This window comes from Bordetella hinzii LMG 13501, from assembly GCF_001548475.1.
Lineage (GTDB): Bacteria > Pseudomonadota > Gammaproteobacteria > Burkholderiales > Burkholderiaceae_B > Bordetella > Bordetella hinzii.
Genome location: NZ_LRUJ01000020.1, coordinates 39,920 through 57,352, shown reverse-complemented (window position 1 = coordinate 57,352; position 17,433 = coordinate 39,920). Strand labels below are relative to the sequence as shown.

Here is a 17,433-nt window from a genome sequence, read left to right as displayed (position 1 = left end):
GTCAGGGGCTCAGTATGTCTTGCAGGGCGGCGAGCAGGGCCGCGTTTTCTTCGGGGGTGCCGACCGAGATGCGCAGGCAGTTGGCCAGCAACGGGTGCGCCGCCGAAAAGTTTCTGATCAGTATTTTGCGCGTTTTCAGGGCAAGATGCACGGCGTTGCCGTCCAGCTTGCCGGAAAAGCGCGCAAGAATGAAATTCCCGGCACTCGGGTAGACCCTGACGCCGGGCAGCGCGGCCAGCGCCCGGGCCAGCGGCTCGCGGTCGGCGCGCAGGCGCGCGGCCTGCTCGTCGAGCACGGCCTTGTCGCGCAGCACGGCGCGCAGCACGGCCTGGGTCAGCACGTCGACGTTATAGGGCGGGCGCACTTTGTCGATCTGGGCGATCCAGTCCGGATGGCCGGCCAGGTAGCCGAAACGCAGGCCGGCCAGGCCGATCTTGGAGACGGTGCGCATGACCACGGCATTGGGCAGGCGCGCCACGCGGGGCATCCAGCTGTGGCCGGCGAAGGGCTGGTAGGCCTCGTCGATGACCACCAGGCCGGGGGCGGCTTGCAGGATGGCTTCGACGGCTTCGTCGGGCCACAAGCCGCCGGTGGGGTTGTTGGGCAGCGCCAGGAAGACCAGCTTGGGCTGGTGCTGCTCGATGGCCGCCAGCATGGCGGGCAGGTCCAGCTCCAGGTCGGCGGTCAGCGGCACGCCCTCGAAGCGGGCGTGGTCAAAGCGCGCCGCCATCTCGAAGTAGACGAAGGACGGCCAGGGCGAGAGCACCGTGTCGCCGGGCTCGCAACAGGCTTGCACCAGCAGGTGGATGAGCTCGTCGGAGCCATTGCCGAACAGCAGGCCGGCTTCGGGCGGCACGCCGAAGGCGGCAGCCACCTCGGCCTTGAGGGCCGAGAGGTCGGCTTGCGGATAGCGGTTCAGGGGCGTGGCGCTGACGGCGTCGGCAATGGCCTGGCGCACCCGCTGCGGCAGCGGGTAGGGGCATTCCATGGCGTCGAGCTTGATGACGTCCGCGGCGCTCGGGGCCACCGGATACGCGGTCTGCGCCTGGATGTCGGCGCGCACCGTGCGGGCGACCCGGCTGGCGGCGCTGGTCATGATTGCCCGTCGAGGCGGTATTGGGCGCTGGCCGCGTGAGCCTGCAGGCCCTCGCCCAGGGCCAGCTCGGCGGCGATGCGGCCCAGCGTCTGGGCGCCCTGCCGCGATACCTGAATCAGGCTCGAGCGTTTCTGGAAGTCATACACGCCCAGCGGCGAGGAAAAGCGGGCTGTGCGCGACGTGGGCAGCACGTGGTTGGGGCCGGCACAGTAGTCGCCCAGCGCCTCGGAGCTGTAGCGCCCCATGAAGATGGCGCCGGCGTGGCGGATGCGGGCGGTCCAGACTTCGGGCTGCTCGGTGGAGATTTCCAGGTGTTCGGGCGCGATCGTGTTGGCGATGGCGCAGGCTTCGTCCAGGTCGCGCACCTGGATCAGGGCGCCCCGGTTGGCCAGGCTCACGCGCAGGATGTCGGCGCGCGGCATGGTGGGCAGCAGCCGCTCGATGGCGGCTTCGACCGCGTCGATATAGGCCGCGTCGGGGCACAGCAGGATGGACTGGGCCAGTTCGTCGTGTTCGGCCTGCGAGAACAGGTCCATGGCGATCCAGTCGGCCGGCGTCTTGCCGTCGCAGATGACCAGGATTTCGCTCGGGCCGGCGATCATGTCGATGCCCACCACGCCGAAGACGCGCCGCTTGGCCGCCGCGACATAGGCATTGCCGGGGCCGACGATTTTGTCGACCGCCGGCACGGTGGCCGTGCCATAGGCCAGGGCGCCCACGGCCTGCGCGCCGCCGATGGCGAAGACGCGGTCCACGCCGCCGATGGCCGCGGCGGCCAGCACGATGGGATTGCGCAGGCCGTCGGGCGTGGGCGTGACCATGATGAGCTCGGGCACGCCGGCCACCTTGGCCGGAATGGCGTTCATCAGCACCGAGGACGGATAGGCGGCCTTGCCGCCCGGGACGTAGAGACCCACGCGGTCCAGGGGCGTGACCTGCTGGCCCAGCATGGTGCCCTCGGCGTCGGTATAGGTCCAGGTCTCGGCGCGCTGGTGCTCGTGATAGGCGCGCACGCGGTCGGCGGCGGCTTCGAGGGCATTGCGTTGCGCGGCCGGCAGCGAGGCCAGCGCCGCGTGCAGGTCGGACTGGGGGATTTCGAGCGCGGCCGCGCCGTCCACCGCCACGCGGTCAAAGCGCTGGGTGTATTCGAGCAGGGCGGCGTCGCCGCGGGCGCGCACATCGGCCAGGATGCCGGCGGCGGCGCGGTCGATGGACTCGTCCTCGGAGGCTTCGAAGGCCAGCAGGCGGGACAAGGCGGTTTGGAAGCCCGCGTCGCGGGAATCGAGTCGATTGATCAAGGCCATGGCGTCGGTCTTCAAGAGGGGCGGATCAGTCCTGGCGCGCCGAGGCGCGCTGGAAGGCGTCCAGCAACGGTTGCAGGCGGTCGCCGCGGGTCTTGAGCGAGGCCTGGTTGACGATCAGGCGCGAAGAGATCGGCATGATGGCCTCGACTTCGCGCAGGCCGTTGGCCCGCAGGGTGCCGCCGGTGGACACCAGGTCCACGATGGCGTCGGCCAAGCCGACCAGGGGAGCCAGCTCCATCGAGCCGTAGAGCTTGATGATGTCGACGTAGACCCCTTTGCTGGCGAAGTGCTCGCGCGCGGACTGCACGTATTTGGTGGCCACGCGCAGCCGGGCGCCCTGGTGCACGGCCGCGGCGTAGTCGAAATCATGGCGCACGGCCACGCTCAGGCGGCACTTGGCGATGTTCAGGTCGATGGGCTGGTACAGGCGGCCGGGCTGCCCGGCGGCGTGCTCGATCAGCACGTCCTTGCCGGCGATGCCGAAGTCAGCCGCACCATATTGCACATAGGTGGGCACATCGGAGGCGCGGACGATGATCAGCCTCAGCCCGGGGTCGCTGGTCGGCAGGATCAGCTTGCGGGAGCTTTCGGGGTTTTCGCCCACTTCGATGCCGGCCTCGGCCAGCAGCGGCATGGTCTCTTCGAAAATGCGCCCCTTGGACAGGGCCAGTGTCAGGGGCGCGGGGGCGATGCTCATTCCTCTTCCTTGCCGGAGACGCGCTCGATGCGCGCACCGAGATTGCGCAGTTTGACTTCCATGCGGTCGTAGCCGCGGTCCAGGTGGTAGATGCGGTCGACCAGGGTGATGCCCTCGGCCGCCAGGCCGGCGATCACCAGGCTGGCCGAGGCGCGCAGGTCCGTGGCCATCACTTTGGCGCCCGAGAGCTGGCGCACGCCGCGCACCACGGCCGTGTGGCCGTCGATATCGATGTCCGCGCCCAGCCGGCAGAGTTCCTGCACATGCATGAAGCGGTTCTCGAAGATGTTCTCGACCACGACGGCGGTGCCTTCGGCCACGGTATTGAGGGCCATCAGCTGGGCCTGCATGTCGGTGGCCAGGCCGGGGTATTCGTGGGTGCGCAGGCCGACGGCCTTGGGGCGGCTGTCCATGGCGCCGCGGATCCAGTCAGGGCCGGTCTCGATGGTCAGGCCCGCTTCGACCAGTTTGTCCAGCGTGGCGCCCATGATGGCCGGGTCGGTGTTGCGCAGCATGATGTCGCCGCCCGCCGCGCCGACGGCGCACAGGAAGGTGCCGGCCTCGATGCGGTCGGAGATGACGGTGTGCGTGGCGCCGTGCAGGCGCTGCACTCCGTCGATGACGATGCGGTCGGTGCCGTGGCCCTGGATGCGGGCGCCCATCTTGATAAGCAGTTCGGCCAGGTCCACGACCTCGGGCTCGCGCGCGGCGTTCTCGAGGACGGTCTGGCCCTCGGCCAGCACGGCGGCCATCAGCAGGTTCTCGGTGCCGGTGACGGTCACCATGTCGGTGCGCACCGAGGCGCCCTTCAGGCGCTTGGCGCGCGCCACCACGAAACCGTGTTCCATGGTGATCTCGGCGCCCAGGGCCTGCAGGCCCTTGATGTGCTGGTCCACCGGGCGCTGGCCGATGGTGCAGCCGCCCGGCAGGCTCACGCGCGCCTCGCCGAAGCGGGCCACCAGCGGGCCCAGCACCAGGATGGAGGCGCGCATGGTCTTGACCAGCTCGTAGGGCGCCTCCAGGCTGTCGACCTGGTCGGCCTGCAGCATGACCTGCGTGCCCGCGCTCTCGGCCTTCACGCCCATCTGGCCCAGCAGGCGCAGCATGGTGCGGGTGTCGTTGAGCTGCGGCACATTGGCCAGGCTGAGCGGGTCGGCGGTCAGCAGGCCGGCGCACAGGATGGGCAGGGCCGAATTCTTGGCGCCCGAGATGGAGATTTCGCCTTCGAGCCGGGCGCCGCCGGTGATGCGCAGTTTGTCCATCAGCGGCCCGCCTTGCGGAATTCCTCGGGCGTGAGGGTGCGCATGGACAGCGCGTGGATTTCGGCTTTCATGCGGTCGCCCAGGGCGGCGTAGACCAGCTGGTGGCGGGCGATCAGGCGCTTGCCCTCGAAGGCGGGGCTGACGATGACCGCGTCGAAATGCGAGCCATCGCCTTGCACGTCGATATGTTCACAGGGCAGTCCGTCCACGATGTATTGGCGGACTTGCTCGGGGGTGGGAAGCATGGGTCAGTTCCGAAGCTTGTAGCCGCTCGCCAGCAGGCGCAGCGCGAGTAAGGAAAGCACGAGGAACACGCCGGCCACCACCGCCAGGCTATGCCAGGGCGAGACGTCGGAGACGCCGAAAAAGCCGTGGCGAAAACCATCGATGGTGTAGAAGAGCGGGTTCCAGTGCGACACCGCCTGCCAGAATGGCGGCAGGGTATGGATAGAGTAAAACACGCCGGACAGGAAGGTGGCCGGCATCACGAGAAAGTTCTGGAAGGCGGCCAGCTGGTCGAATTTTTCCGACCAGAGTCCGGCCACCACGCCCAGCACCGCCATGATGCCGCAGGCCAGCACGGCGAAGGCCAGCACCCAGAGCGGGTGGCTGGGCACCAGCGGCACGAAAAACAGCGCCACCAGCCAGACGCACAGGCCCACGGCGATGCCGCGCGCGATGGCGGCGATGACATAGGCGGCAAAGAACTCCCGGTGCGACAGCGGCGGCAGCAGCACAAACACCAGATTGCCCGTGATCCGGCTCTGGATGAGCGAGGACGAGGGATTGGCGAAGGCGTTCTGCAGCATGCTCATCATCATGAGCCCAGGGATCAGGAAGGCGGTGTACGGCACCGAGCCGTAGACCATCAGCCGCCCTTCCAGCACATGGGCAAACACCAGCAGGTAGAGCAGCGCCGTGATGACGGGCGCGGCGATGGTCTGGAAGCTCACCTTCCAGAAGCGCAGCAATTCCTTGCGCAACAGGGTCGGGAAGCCCGAGCCCGCGTCCAGGCGCGGCTGCACCAGCGGCTGGGAGGCGCTCACGACAGGGTCTCCTCGTCGACCAGGGCCGCCGGCGGCGGATCATCCTGGTGCATGATGCGCACGAAGGCGTCTTCGAGGTCCACCCCGCCCACGCGGGCCAGCAGGGCCTGGGTCGTGTCCAGGGCCACGATGCGTCCGCCCTTGAGCATCGCGATGCGGCCGCACAGGGCCTCGGCTTCTTCGAGGTAGTGGGTGGTGAGCATGATGGTGTGGCCGGCGCGGTTCAGGCGCGAAATGAATTCCCAGAGCGTGCGGCGCAGGTCCACGTCCACGCCGGCGGTCGGCTCGTCCAGCACGATGACCGGGGGACGGTGCACCAGGGCCTGGGCGACCAGCACCCGCCGCTTCATGCCGCCGGACAGCGCGCGCATATTGGCGTCGGCCTTGTCGGCCAGGCCCAGGTTGAAGAGGATCTCGTCTATCCAGTCGTCATTGTTGCGCAAGCCGAAATAGCCGGATTGCAGGCGCAAGGTCTCGCGCACCGTAAAAAAGGGGTCGTATACCAGTTCTTGAGGCACGACGCCCAGGGCGCGGCGGGCTTCTTTGTAGTCGGCGACGACGTCGTAGCCACAGACGCTGGCCCGGCCCTCGGTGGCATGGGCCAGCCCCGCCAGGATGGAGATCAGTGTGGTCTTGCCGGCGCCATTGGGGCCCAGCAGGCCGAAGAACTCACCGTGCTCGATGCGCAGGCTGACGTCCTTCAGGGCCTGGAAGCCCGGCCCGGCCGAAGCGCCAAACAGGCTTTTCCACCCTTGCCGGCGAGGCGGATAGATCTTGGAGACGTGTTCGAGGCTGACGGCTGACATAAACGCGGCGGAAATTCCCGGGTCATGCCCGGTTGGCGCCCGGAAAGAGCGAAACCGCCATTATAGAGGGGCCGGGGCCGTGGGCCCCGCCTTGCCCCCACGGGCGGCCCGGGGCCGCCGGCCGCTGCCCCTTATTGGTTGCGGCGGTTCAGGGCGTCGATCAGGCCGTCGATGCCGTTCTGGTTGATCTGCTGGGCGAACTGGTTGCGGTAGTTCTCGATCAGCCAGATGCCTTCGACGTTCAGGTCGTAGATGCGCCAGCCCTGGGCGGTCTTTTCGAGCCGGTAATCCACCTGCACGGGCTGGGAGTTGGTCTGGCTGATGAGCGAGCGCACGACCACGTCGTTGGCGTTGGGGTCGCCGCGCTGCGGCAGCAGCTTGATGGTGGTGCCGTTGTCCACCTTGGTGAGCGCGCCGCTGTAGGTGCGCACCAGGGTGCCGCGGAAGGCTTCGGCCAGGCGTTTTTTCTGGTCGTCCGTGGCCTGGCGCCAGTAGCGGCCGGCGGCCAGGCGCGTGGTCTTCTCGAAATTGACGTAGGGCAGGATGTGCTGGTCGACCACCTGGTTGATGCGGTTCAGGTCGCCGGACTTCACGCCACGGTCGGCCTTCAGGACATTGATCGTCTGGTTGGCGGCATTCAGGACGAACTGGTCGGGCGTGCCCTTGGGATCAGGCGTCTGGGCCGCCGCCGCGCCGCTCGCCACGAGGGCGCAGGCCAGGAAAATACGTTGCAGAAAGGCAAAAACGGAAAACTGCATGGAAACTCCTTCTTTCTTGCCCGGCTTTACTTGGCCGGTTGCGTGGCGGCGGGGGCCGCCTTAGACGACGTGTCGTCCTCGTCGTCTTCATAGTTGGGCAGGCTCGATTCGTCGCCGACCCGGTCGCCGCGCACCATGGCCGCGCGGCGCTGCAGATAGGCATCGCGCACGAAGCTGTAGGGGTCCAGCGCGACGCGGTCGACCGTGTCGGTGACATCCAGCAGATTGGCGCGGGCGTCGATGATCTCCAGGCCCCACAGCGAGTTGCGCAGCGGGATGTTGTCGATGCGGCCCACGGTGGCCAGCTGGTTGCCGTTCCAGTCGCCGATCAGGCCGACGCCGTCGCGCACGGAACTCGAACCCCAGAAAGGCAGCACGAGGTAGGGGCCCTGGCCGAAGCCCCAGACGCCCAGCGTGGTGCCGAAGTCGTTGGGGATCTTGCGCGCGCCGTTCATGGAGGCCACGTCGATGCAGCCGCCCACGCCCATGGTGGTGTTGAACAGGAAGCGGCCCAGGGTGTTGATGAAGTCGTGCCCGCGGCCCTGCAGCATGCTGTTGGTGCCGGCCCAGATATCGCCCAGGTTGCTGAACATATTGTGCACGCAGGTGCGCACCGGCGAAGGCACGACATAGGTATAGCCCTGGGCCACCGGCTTGAACAGGGCCCGGTCCACGGTGTCGTTGAATTTGTACACGCCACGGTTGAAGCCCTCCCAGGGATCGCGGGGATCCGGGTGCTGCGGCGCGGCGCAGCCGGCCAGCACGGCGCCGGCCGCGGCGATGGTGGTCAGTCGGGTGAGGGCTTGCATCTTCATGGTGTAGCGCACCTTCGAGAGGTATTCGTATTTTTGATGGTATGGGGCCGCGGATCCCGCGCCTGGGCTCAGGGGGCCGCGCCGGCCGCCGTACCCTGCTTTTCCGCCGTGCCGTACAGGAACTTGCTGATCAGCTGCTCCAGGACGACGGCGCTTTGTGTATAGCGGATTTTGCCGCCATCAGCAAAATTTTCCTCTTCGCTGCCGGGCGTGACGCCGATGTATTGTTCGCCCAGCAGGCCCGAGGTCAGGATGCTGGCCGAGGAGTCGGACGGGAATTGATACGGCGTTTCGAGGTCCATGGTGACCACGGCCTGGAAACTCTTGTCATCGAAGGCGATGCGCGAGACGCGGCCCACGACCACGCCAGCGCTCTTGACCGGGGCGCGCACCTTCAGGCCGCCGATATTGTCGAAATTGGCGGTGAGCGTATAGGTGGGCGCGAAGGAAAAACTGCTCAGGTTGCCGGCGCGCAGCGCCAGGAACACCAGCGCCGCGGCGCCCAGCAGCACGAACAGCCCAACCCAGAAATCGGTTTTTTCACGTGACATGATGAATCCGTATCAATTGCCAAACATCAGGGCAGTCAGGAGAAAGTCCAGGCCCAGCACGGCCAGCGAGCCCACCACCACGGTGCGGGTGGTGGCGCGCGCCACGCCCTCGGGCGTGGGGCGGGCCTGCCAGCCCTCGTAGAGCGCCACCAGGGTCACGGTGACGCCGAAGACCAGGCTCTTGATGACGCCGTTGGCGACGTCGTTCCAGACGTCGACGCCGTCTTGCATCTGCGACCAGAACGCGCCGGTGTCCACGCCGATCAAGACCACCCCGACGACCCAGCCGCCCAGGATGCCGACCATGGAGAAGACCGAGGCCAGGATGGGCATGGCGATGACGCCGCCCCAGAAGCGGGGCACCAGCACCCGGCGCATGGGATCGACCGCCATGACCTCCATGGCGGCGAGCTGTTCGCCGGCCTTCATGAGACCGATCTCGGCGGTCAGCGAGGTGCCGGCGCGGCCGGCGAACAGCAGCGCGGTCACCACCGGCCCGAGCTCGCGCACCAGCGACAGGGCCACCAGCAGGCCGAGCGCTTCTTCGGAGCCATAGCGGTTGAGGGTGTAGTAGCCCTGCAGGCCCAGCACGAAACCCACGAACATGCCGGACACGGCAATGATCAGCAGCGAATAATTGCCGATGAAATGGACTTGCTGGGACACCAGGCGCGGGCGCTGCAGGACGATGCCCGAGCGGGCCAGCACGGCGCCGAAGAAGCGGGTGAAGAATCCGACGCCGCGGATGGTGTTGCCCAGGCCGGCGCCGATGGCGGTGATGAAACGGGCGCTCATGGTCTGCGTCCTTGCTGTTGCCCCAGCCAGGCCTGGAAGGCCGGCGTCTCCGGATAGCGGAAAGCCACAGGCCCGTCGGGCGCGCCGTCCAGGAACTGGCGGACATAGGGATCTTCGGAGCCGGCCAGCGTCTGCGGCGTGCCGGAGGCCTTCAGCTGGCCCTGCCCCACCAGGTAGACGCGGTCGGCGATGGCGAAGGATTCCTGGATGTCATGGGTGATCAGGACCGAGGCGCAGTGCAGGCGGTCGGACAGATGGCGGATCAAGCGGGCCGTGATGCCCATGGAGATGGGGTCCAGGCCGGCGAAGGGCTCGTCGTAGAGGATGAGCTCGGGCTCCAGGACGACGGCGCGGGCCAGGGCCACCCGGCGCGCCATGCCGCCCGAGATCTCGGCCACGCGCAGGTGCGCCGCGGCCCGCAGCCCGACGGCATCGAGCTTGTCCAGCACTTTCTCGAGGACCTCGGCTTCGCTGCTGGCGGTGTGCTCGCGCAGCGGGAAGGCGACGTTTTCGAAGACGTTCAGGTCGGTAAAGAGGGCGCCCTGCTGGAACAGCACTCCCATGCGCTTGCGCAGGCCCTGCAGGGCCTGGGGGCTGGCGGTGGCGATGTCCTGGCCGAAAGCCTGGACTTCGCCGCGCTGGGCCAGGATCTGGCCGGTGGCCGCGCGCAGCAGCGTGGTCTTGCCCGAGCCGGAGCCGCCCATGATGGCGACCACTTGGCCGGCGTGGACTTCCAGCGTGATGCCCGACAGCACCGTGAAGTCGCCATAACCCAGCGCCACGTCCTTGCAGGACAGTACGAGATCCGAGCTGTTGCGAGTAGAAACGGGCATGGGCAGCGGGTGGGTTGCTGGACGCTGCGCGGGAGGCATCCCGGGCGCGTTCGCGGTTGGCAAAGGGGGCATTGTAGCCCGAGCCCCCTCGGCGCCGCGAGGGTGGCGCGCCCGTGGAACAGTGTTTTCCGACAGCAAGACCGGTCGGGTGCGGGCCCAGAAACGGTAAAGGCAAGCCGCCCGGCGGGAAGTGACTGATTGCAGCGCGATGTTGCCGGCCTTGAGGAGGCCGCCGCGGCGCCCGCTCCCTGGCGCCTGCCGGGCGGCAATAGCCTTGCCCGGCCCAGGGTCTTTGGGCCGGATGCCGCGCCCCGGCGGGGCGCGGGGGGATCAGAAGCGGTAGCCCACGCCGATGGTGGCCACCCAGGGGTCGATGCGGGCGGTGCCGATGCGCTCGCCGTTGAGTTTCACCTTGGACGAGATGTCGATATAGCGCAGGTCGGCATTCATGAACCAGCGCTCGCTGAGCTTGATGTCCACGCCCAGCTGGGCGGCCACGCCCCAGGAGTCCTTCAGCTTGAGGTCCGAGCCGGACAGGGCGCCGGTGGTCTTGGTGTCGAAGAAATGGGTGTAGTTCAGGCCCACGCCGACATAGGGCTGGACGGTGCTGTCCGGCAGGAAATGCCATTGCAGGCTGAGCGTGGGCGGCAGGTGCTTGGTGCTGGCGATCTTGCCCAGGCCGCTGCCGCGGATGTCATGCTCGAAGGGCCAGGCGCCCAGCAGTTCGATGCCGACGTTGCGCGTGGCCATGTAGGTAATGGTGAAGGACGGGCGGACGCTGTTGTTGACGTCCAGGTCCACCGTGCCGTTGAGCACGCTGCCGTTATTGGATTTCGGGCGCACCTGCGTGGCCCCCACCTTGAACAGCCAATCGCCCTCTTCGTGGGCCTGAACGGGGGCGGACAGGGCGGCGGCGCACAGCGCGGCCAGGACAATAGCGCGACCGCGCCCGGGAACCGAATGCATTTCCTCTCTCCAGATGTCTTGACGGTAGGAGCACAGATTCGCAGACGGCGGGCCGGACGGCCTTGACCTGGGTCAAGGCCGCCAGCCTCATGCCGCAAATGTGGGAATGGCGCGACAGCCCGGCGCGCCCAAGAAAATGGCCGGCGGGCGCATGGCGCCGGCCGGCCTTGGCTGCAAGCCCGGAAAATCAGCGCGGCAGCTCGGAACTTCCCATCAGGAAAGCGTCCACGGAGCGCGCGCACTGGCGGCCTTCGCGGATGGCCCAGACCACCAGCGACTGTCCGCGGCGCATATCGCCGGCGGCGAAGACCTTGGGCACGTTGGTCTGGTAGTCATCGGTGTTGGCGCGCACATTGCCGCGGGGGTCGCGGTCCACGCCAAAGGCGTCGAGCACGCTTTGCACCGGCGAGACGAAACCCATGGCCAGCAGCACCAGATCCGCCTTGATCTCGAACTCGGAGCCCTCGATCTCGCGCATCTTCATCTGGCCGGTGGCCTCGTCCTTGACCCATTCGACGCGGGCGCCGACGAGCTTCTCGATCTTGCCATTGGCGCCCTTGAAGGCCTTGGTGGTGACCGACCAGTCGCGCTGGCAGCCTTCTTCGTGCGAGGACGAGGTGCGCAGCTTGAGCGGCCAATAGGGCCAGACCATGGGCTTGTTCTCCTGCTCGGGCGGCTGGGGCAGCAGCTCGAACTGGGTCACCGACAGCGCGCCGTGGCGGTTGCTCGTGCCCACGCAGTCCGAGCCCGTGTCGCCGCCGCCGATCACCACGACGTGCTTGCCGCGGGCCAGGGTCTGGTTGCTCAGGCGGTCGCCGGCCACGGCCTTGTTCTGCTGGCGCAGGAAGTCCATGGCGTAGTAGACGCCTTCCAGTTCGCGGCCGGGCACGGGCAGGTCGCGCGGGGTTTCCGAGCCGCCGCTCATGACCACGGCATCGAACTCGTCGAGCAGCGATTGCGGGGTGCGCACGCTCAGGCCATCGGCGGCCGGATCGCTGGCATTGCCGATGAAGGTCGAGGGCGCGAACTCCACGCCTTCGGCTTCCATTTGCACGATGCGGCGGTCGATCTGGGTTTTTTCGAGCTTGAAGTCGGGAATGCCGTAGCGCAGCAGGCCGCCGATGCGGTCGCTCTTTTCGAAGACCGTCACGGCGTGGCCGGCGCGCGCCAGCTGCTGGGCGCAGGCCAGGCCGGCCGGGCCGGAGCCCACCACGGCCACGCGCTTGCCGGTCTTGCGCGCCGGCAGCTTGGGCAGCACCCAGCCTTCGGCCCAGCCCTTGTCGATGATGGCGTGCTCGATGGACTTGATGCCCACGGCGTCGCTATTGATGTTCAAGGTACAGGCGGCTTCGCAGGGTGCCGGGCAGATGCGGCCGGTGAACTCCGGGAAGTTGTTGGTCGAGTGCAGCACGTCCAGCGCCGCGCGCCAATCCTGACGGTAGACCAGGTCGTTCCAGTCCGGGATGATGTTGTTGACCGGGCAGCCGTTGTTGCAGAACGGGATGCCGCAGTCCATGCAGCGCGCGGCCTGTTGCTTGGCCTGGTCATCGTTCAGATGCAGGACGAATTCGCGCCAGGTCTTCAGGCGCTTTTGCGGAGCTTCCGACGCCTCTTGCAGGCGTTGATACTCCATGAAACCAGTGATCTTTCCCATGTCGGTCCTCAGGCAGCCATTTGTTGCGGGTTGGCTGCACGCCACAATTCACCCAGGGCGCGGCGGTATTCCGTCGGCATGACTTTGACGAACTTGCCGCGCGCGGCCTCCCAGTCGCCCAGGATTTCGCGGGCGCGGAAGCTGCCGGTGTAGCGGAAGTGATCCTCCACCAGGCGGCGCAGGATGGTTTCGTCGGTTTCGCGCTCGCCGCCGCGCTGCGCGCTGTGCCAGATTTCGATGTTGCCCATGGCCTGCTGCTCGGCATGCGGGGCCACCGCCTCGAGTTCGACCATGGACAGGTTGCAGCGCTCCTTGAAGCTGCGGTCCGGATCCCAGACGTAGGCCACGCCACCGGACATGCCGGCGGCGAAGTTGCGGCCGGTATTGCCCAGGACGACGACCGTGCCGCCGGTCATGTATTCGCAGCCATGGTCGCCCGTGCCTTCGACGACGGTCGCCGCGCCCGAGTTGCGCACCGCGAAGCGCTCGCCGGCCACGCCATTGAAGAAGGCCTCGCCGGCCAGCGCGCCGTACATGACGGTGTTGCCGGCAATGATGTGGTCCGGGCCGAAGCCGCGGAAGTCATTGGGCGAGCGCACGATGATGCGGCCGCCGGACAGGCCCTTGCCGACATAGTCGTTGGCCTCGCCGACCAGGTCCATGGTGATGCCATGGGCCAGGAAGGCGCCGAAACTCTGGCCGGCCGTGCCGTTGCACTGGATGTGGATGGTGTCGTCGGGCAGGCCCTCGTGGCCGTAGCGCGCGGCCACCGCGCCGGACAGCATGGCGCCGATGGTGCGGTTGCGGTTGCGCACGGGGACGATGAAGGAAACCTTCTCGCCGCGTTCGAGGGCGGGACGGGCGCGCTCGATCAGCTGGTGATCCAGGGCGCCGGCCAGGCCGTGATCCTGCTCTTCGGTATGGCGCACCGGGATGTCGGACGTCACGCGGTGGAAGACGCGCTGGAAGTCCAGGCCCTGGGCCTTCCAGTGTTCGATGCCGGTACGCATGTCCAGCAGATCGGTGCGGCCGATCAGGTCGTCGAACTTGCGGATGCCCAGCTGGGCCATGATCTCGCGCACTTCTTCGGCGACGAAGAAGAAGTAGTTCACGACGTGCTCGGGCTTGCCCTGGAATTTCTTGCGCAGTTCGGGGTCTTGCGTGGCCACGCCCACCGGGCAGGTGTTCAGGTGGCACTTGCGCATCATGATGCAGCCCTCGACCACCAGCGGCGCGGTGGCGAAGCCGAATTCGTCGGCGCCCAGCAGCGCGCCGATGATGACGTCGCGGCCCGTCTTCATCTGGCCGTCGGCCTGCACGCGGATGCGGCTGCGCAGACGGTTGAGCACCAGGGTCTGCTGGGTTTCGGCCAGGCCGAGCTCCCAGGGCGTGCCGGCGTGCTTGATGGACGAGACCGGCGAGGCGCCCGTGCCGCCGTCGTGGCCGGCGATGACGACGTGGTCGGCCTTGGCCTTGGCCACGCCGGCGGCCACCGTGCCCACGCCGACTTCGGACACGAGCTTGACCGAGATCGAGGCGCGCGAATTGACGTTCTTCAGGTCGTGGATCAGCTGGGCCAGGTCCTCGATGGAGTAGATGTCATGGTGCGGCGGCGGCGAAATCAGGCCCACGCCGGGCACGGAATAGCGCAGCTTGGCGATGTATTCGGAGACCTTGTGGCCGGGCAGCTGGCCGCCCTCGCCGGGCTTGGCGCCCTGGGCCATCTTGATCTGGATCTGGTCGGCGCTGGACAGGTATTCGGCCGACACGCCGAAACGGCCCGAGGCCACCTGCTTGATGCGCGAACGCAGCGAGTCGCCCTTCTTGAGCGGCACATCGGCCTCGATGCGGTCGTCGCCCAGCAGCGAAGCCAGGGTGTCGCCGTCCTTGATGGTGCTCTTGCCCTTGCGCATCTCGGCGCGGTAGCGCAGTTCGTCCTCGCCGCCCTCGCCCGTGTTGGACTTGCCGCCGATGCGGTTCATGGCCACGGCCAGCACCGAGTGGGCCTCGGTGGAGATGGAGCCCAGCGACATGGCGCCGGTGGCAAAGCGCCGCACGATCTCCTTGGCCGGCTCGACCTCGTCCAGCGGGATGGCGCGGGCCGGGTCGACGCGGAACTCGAACAGGCCGCGCAGCGTCATGTGGCGGCGGCTCTGGTCGTTGATGATCTGCGCGTATTCCTTGTAGGTGCGGTAGTTGTTCGAGCGCGAGGCGTGCTGCAGCTTGGCGATCGAATCCGGCGTCCACATATGCTCTTCGCCGCGGATGCGGAAGGCGTATTCGCCGCCGGCGTCCAGGGCGTTCTCGAGCACCGGATCGGCGCTGAAGGCGGCGCGGTGCATGCGCAGCGCTTCTTCGGCGACCTGGAAGATGCCGATGCCTTCGATATTGGAGGCGGTGCCGGTGAAGTATTTCTCGACCAGCTCGCGCTGCAGGCCGACGGCCTCGAAGATCTGGGCGCCGCAATAGGACATGAAGGTGGAGATGCCCATCTTGGACATCACCTTGTTCAGGCCCTTGCCGATGGCCTTGATGTAGTTCTTGACGGCCTTCTCGGGGCTGGCCATGCGGCCCAGCGATTCCAGCGCCAGATAGGGGTGGACGGCCTCTGCGCCGTAGCCGCCCAGGAGCGCGAAATGATGCACCTCGCGCGCCGAGCCCGTCTCCACGACCAGGCCGGTGTTGGTGCGCAGGCCGGCGCGGATCAGGTGCTGGTGCACCGCCGAGGTGGCCAGCAGGGCCGGGATGGCGACGCGCTCGCTGTCGACCAGGCGGTCGGACACGATGAGGATGTTGTAGCCGCTCTGCACCGCGTCCACGGCGCGGGCGCACAGCGCGGCCACGCGGGCTTCGATGCCTTCGGAGCCCCAGGCCGCCGGATAGGTGATGTCCAGCTCGTAGCTGCGGAATTTCTTGCCGGTGACCTGGTCGATGTCACGGATCTGCGCCATGGCGGCGAAGTCCAGCACCGGCTGCGATACTTCCAGGCGCAGCGGCGGGTTGACGTTGTTGATGTCCAGCAGATTGGGCTTGGGGCCGATGAAGGACACCAGCGACATGACCATCTGTTCGCGGATCGGGTCGATCGGCGGGTTGGTCACCTGCGCGAACAGCTGGCGGAAATAGTTATAGAAAGGTTTGGCGCGGTTCGACAGCACGGCCAGGGGCGCGTCATTGCCCATGGAGCCGATGACTTCCTCGCCGGTGCTGGCCATGGGTTCCAGGATGAATTTGTAGTCTTCCTGGGTCCAGCCGAAGGCCTGCTGGCGGTCCAGCAGCGAGACCGGGCTTTGCGTGGCCGGCGAGGCCGAGCGCGGCGCGGGCAGCGACTCCAGCTTGATCTGCAGCCGCTCGATCCACTGGCGGTAGGGGCGGCTGTTGGCCAGCTGGGACTTGATCTCGCTGTCGTCGATGATGCGGCCCTGCTCCAGGTCGATCAGGAACATCTTGCCGGGCTGCAGGCGCCATTTCTTGACGATGCGGTTCTCGGGGATGGACAGGGTGCCGGCTTCCGAAGCCATGATGACCATGTCGTCGTCGGTGACCAGGTAGCGGGCCGGGCGCAGGCCGTTGCGGTCCAGGGTGGCGCCGATCTGGCGGCCGTCGGTGAAGGCCACGGCCGCCGGGCCGTCCCAGGGCTCCATCATGGCCGCGTGGTATTCGTAGAAGGCGCGGCGGCTCTGGTCCATCTGCGTGTGCTGTTCCCAGGCTTCCGGGATCATCATCATCATCGCGTGGGCCAGCGAATAGCCGGAGTTGACCAGCAGTTCCAGGCAGTTGTCGAAGGTGGCGGTGTCCGACTGGCCTTCGTAGACGATGGGGTAGAGCTTCTTGAGGTCTTCGCCCAGCACGGCCGACTGCATCATGCCTTCGCGGGCGCGCAGCCAATTGAAATTGCCCTTGACCGTGTTGATTTCGCCGTTGTGGGCGATCATGCGGTAGGGGTGGGCCAGCGGCCAGGCCGGGAAGGTGTTGGTCGAAAAGCGCTGGTGCACCAGGGCCAGGGCCGAGACGGTGCGCGGATCGGCCAGGTCGCGGTAATAGCGGCCGACCTGGTCAGCCAGCAGCAGGCCCTTGTAGACCACCGTGCGCACCGAGGCCGAGGGCACGAAGTATTCCTTGCCGTGAGCCAGGCGCATGTTCTGGATGGCGTGGCTGGCGGTCTTGCGGATGACGTAAAGCTTGCGCTCCAGGGCGTCGGGCACCATCACGTCGGCGCCGCGGCCGATGAACAGCTGGCGGATGACCGGCTCGCAGTCGCGCACGGCCGGCGACATGGGCATGTCGCGGTCCACCGGCACGTCGCGCCAGCCCAGCACGGTCTGGCCTTCGGCGCGCACCGAACGCTCCAGCTCCTGTTCGCAGGCCAGGCGCGAGGCGGTTTCCTTGGGCAGGAAGACCATGGCCACGCCGTACTCGCCCGGCGGCGGCAGGGTCACGCCTTGTTGGGCCATCTCGTCGCGGTACAGGGTGTCGGGAATCTGGATCAGGATGCCCGCGCCGTCGCCCATCAGCTTGTCGGCGCCCACGGCGCCGCGATGGTCGAGGTTCTCGAGGATCTTCAGGCCCTGCTGGATGATGGCGTGGCTCTTGCGGCCCTTGATATGGGCGACAAAGCCGACGCCGCAGGCGTCATGCTCGTTCAGGGGGCTGTACAGGCCCTGGGCGGCGGGCAGGCCGATGCGCGTGGCGTCGATGGCGACGGCCGCGACCGGGCGACAGGATTCTTTTTGGGGGGTATGGGACATAACGCGCTCCGCAGTGGCCTGCGTCGTGAATGTTGCAGTGCAGGGTGAAGTTACCCCCTGCACGGGGGGAGCGCAAGATGTATTTTGGGGGTATGTCCCTAA

15 protein-coding genes are annotated in these 17,433 nt (G+C 67.5%); all 15 read right to left on the bottom strand.

The window, feature by feature from the left end; all coding sequences use genetic code 11:
* Nucleotide 1: 1 nt before the first annotated feature.
* Entirely contained in the window at nt 2–1,096 is a 1,095-nt protein-coding gene (gene hisC / locus AXA74_RS14235; RefSeq protein ID WP_029577756.1) for a histidinol-phosphate transaminase, read from the bottom strand.
* A complete protein-coding gene (gene hisD / locus AXA74_RS14230; RefSeq protein ID WP_032957703.1) occupies nt 1,093–2,400 on the bottom strand; it encodes a histidinol dehydrogenase in 1,308 nt (435 codons plus the stop codon). Before hisD ends, hisC begins: the two co-directional genes overlap by 4 nt.
* Nucleotides 2,401–2,425: 25 nt before the next feature.
* The gene (gene hisG, locus AXA74_RS14225; protein ID WP_029577754.1) at nt 2,426–3,097 is read right to left on the bottom strand and encodes an ATP phosphoribosyltransferase; all 672 of its coding nucleotides are present in this window, start codon (nt 3,095–3,097) and stop codon (nt 2,426–2,428) included.
* Nucleotides 3,094–4,359, bottom strand: coding sequence for a UDP-N-acetylglucosamine 1-carboxyvinyltransferase (gene murA, locus AXA74_RS14220; protein WP_029577753.1), 1,266 nt, complete (start codon nt 4,357–4,359; stop codon nt 3,094–3,096). The genes hisG and murA overlap by 4 nt, the downstream gene beginning before the upstream one ends.
* Nucleotides 4,359–4,604: a BolA family protein gene (locus AXA74_RS14215; protein WP_029577752.1), complete on the bottom strand. Its 246-nt coding sequence runs from the start codon at nt 4,602–4,604 to the stop codon at nt 4,359–4,361. The genes murA and AXA74_RS14215 overlap by 1 nt, the downstream gene beginning before the upstream one ends.
* A gap of 3 nt (nt 4,605–4,607) precedes the next feature.
* The gene (locus AXA74_RS14210) at nt 4,608–5,405 is read right to left on the bottom strand and encodes an ABC transporter permease (RefSeq protein ID WP_029577751.1); all 798 of its coding nucleotides are present in this window, start codon (nt 5,403–5,405) and stop codon (nt 4,608–4,610) included.
* Entirely contained in the window at nt 5,402–6,211 is an 810-nt protein-coding gene (locus AXA74_RS14205) for an ABC transporter ATP-binding protein (RefSeq protein WP_032962866.1), read from the bottom strand. Before AXA74_RS14205 ends, AXA74_RS14210 begins: the two co-directional genes overlap by 4 nt.
* A 131-nt stretch (nt 6,212–6,342) precedes the next feature.
* A complete protein-coding gene (locus AXA74_RS14200; RefSeq protein WP_029577749.1) occupies nt 6,343–6,969 on the bottom strand; it encodes an MlaC/ttg2D family ABC transporter substrate-binding protein in 627 nt (208 codons plus the stop codon).
* A gap of 26 nt (nt 6,970–6,995) precedes the next feature.
* Nucleotides 6,996–7,784 carry an MlaA family lipoprotein gene (locus tag AXA74_RS14195; RefSeq protein WP_029577748.1) on the bottom strand — a complete coding sequence of 263 codons (789 nt, stop codon included), beginning with the start codon at nt 7,782–7,784 and terminating at the stop codon, nt 6,996–6,998.
* 68 nt (nt 7,785–7,852) lie between these two features.
* Nucleotides 7,853–8,335 (bottom strand): outer membrane lipid asymmetry maintenance protein MlaD, encoded by a 483-nt coding sequence (mlaD, locus tag AXA74_RS14190; protein ID WP_029577747.1) that lies wholly within the window; start codon nt 8,333–8,335, stop codon nt 7,853–7,855.
* 12 nt (nt 8,336–8,347) lie between these two features.
* Nucleotides 8,348–9,130, bottom strand: a complete 783-nt coding sequence (gene mlaE, locus AXA74_RS14185; protein WP_029577746.1) for a lipid asymmetry maintenance ABC transporter permease subunit MlaE — start codon at nt 9,128–9,130, stop codon at nt 8,348–8,350.
* Entirely contained in the window at nt 9,127–9,963 is an 837-nt protein-coding gene (locus AXA74_RS14180) for an ABC transporter ATP-binding protein (RefSeq protein WP_029577745.1), read from the bottom strand. Before AXA74_RS14180 ends, mlaE begins: the two co-directional genes overlap by 4 nt.
* A 330-nt stretch (nt 9,964–10,293) precedes the next feature.
* Complete coding sequence (locus AXA74_RS14175; RefSeq protein WP_029577744.1) at nt 10,294–10,929, bottom strand: OmpW/AlkL family protein; 636 nt, start codon at nt 10,927–10,929, stop codon at nt 10,294–10,296.
* Nucleotides 10,930–11,116: 187 nt separating this feature from the next.
* A complete protein-coding gene (locus AXA74_RS14170; RefSeq protein WP_029577743.1) occupies nt 11,117–12,583 on the bottom strand; it encodes a glutamate synthase subunit beta in 1,467 nt (488 codons plus the stop codon).
* An 8-nt stretch (nt 12,584–12,591) separates the two neighbouring features.
* The gene (locus tag AXA74_RS14165; RefSeq protein WP_029577742.1) at nt 12,592–17,331 is read right to left on the bottom strand and encodes a glutamate synthase-related protein; all 4,740 of its coding nucleotides are present in this window, start codon (nt 17,329–17,331) and stop codon (nt 12,592–12,594) included.
* Nucleotides 17,332–17,433 lie beyond the last annotated feature (102 nt).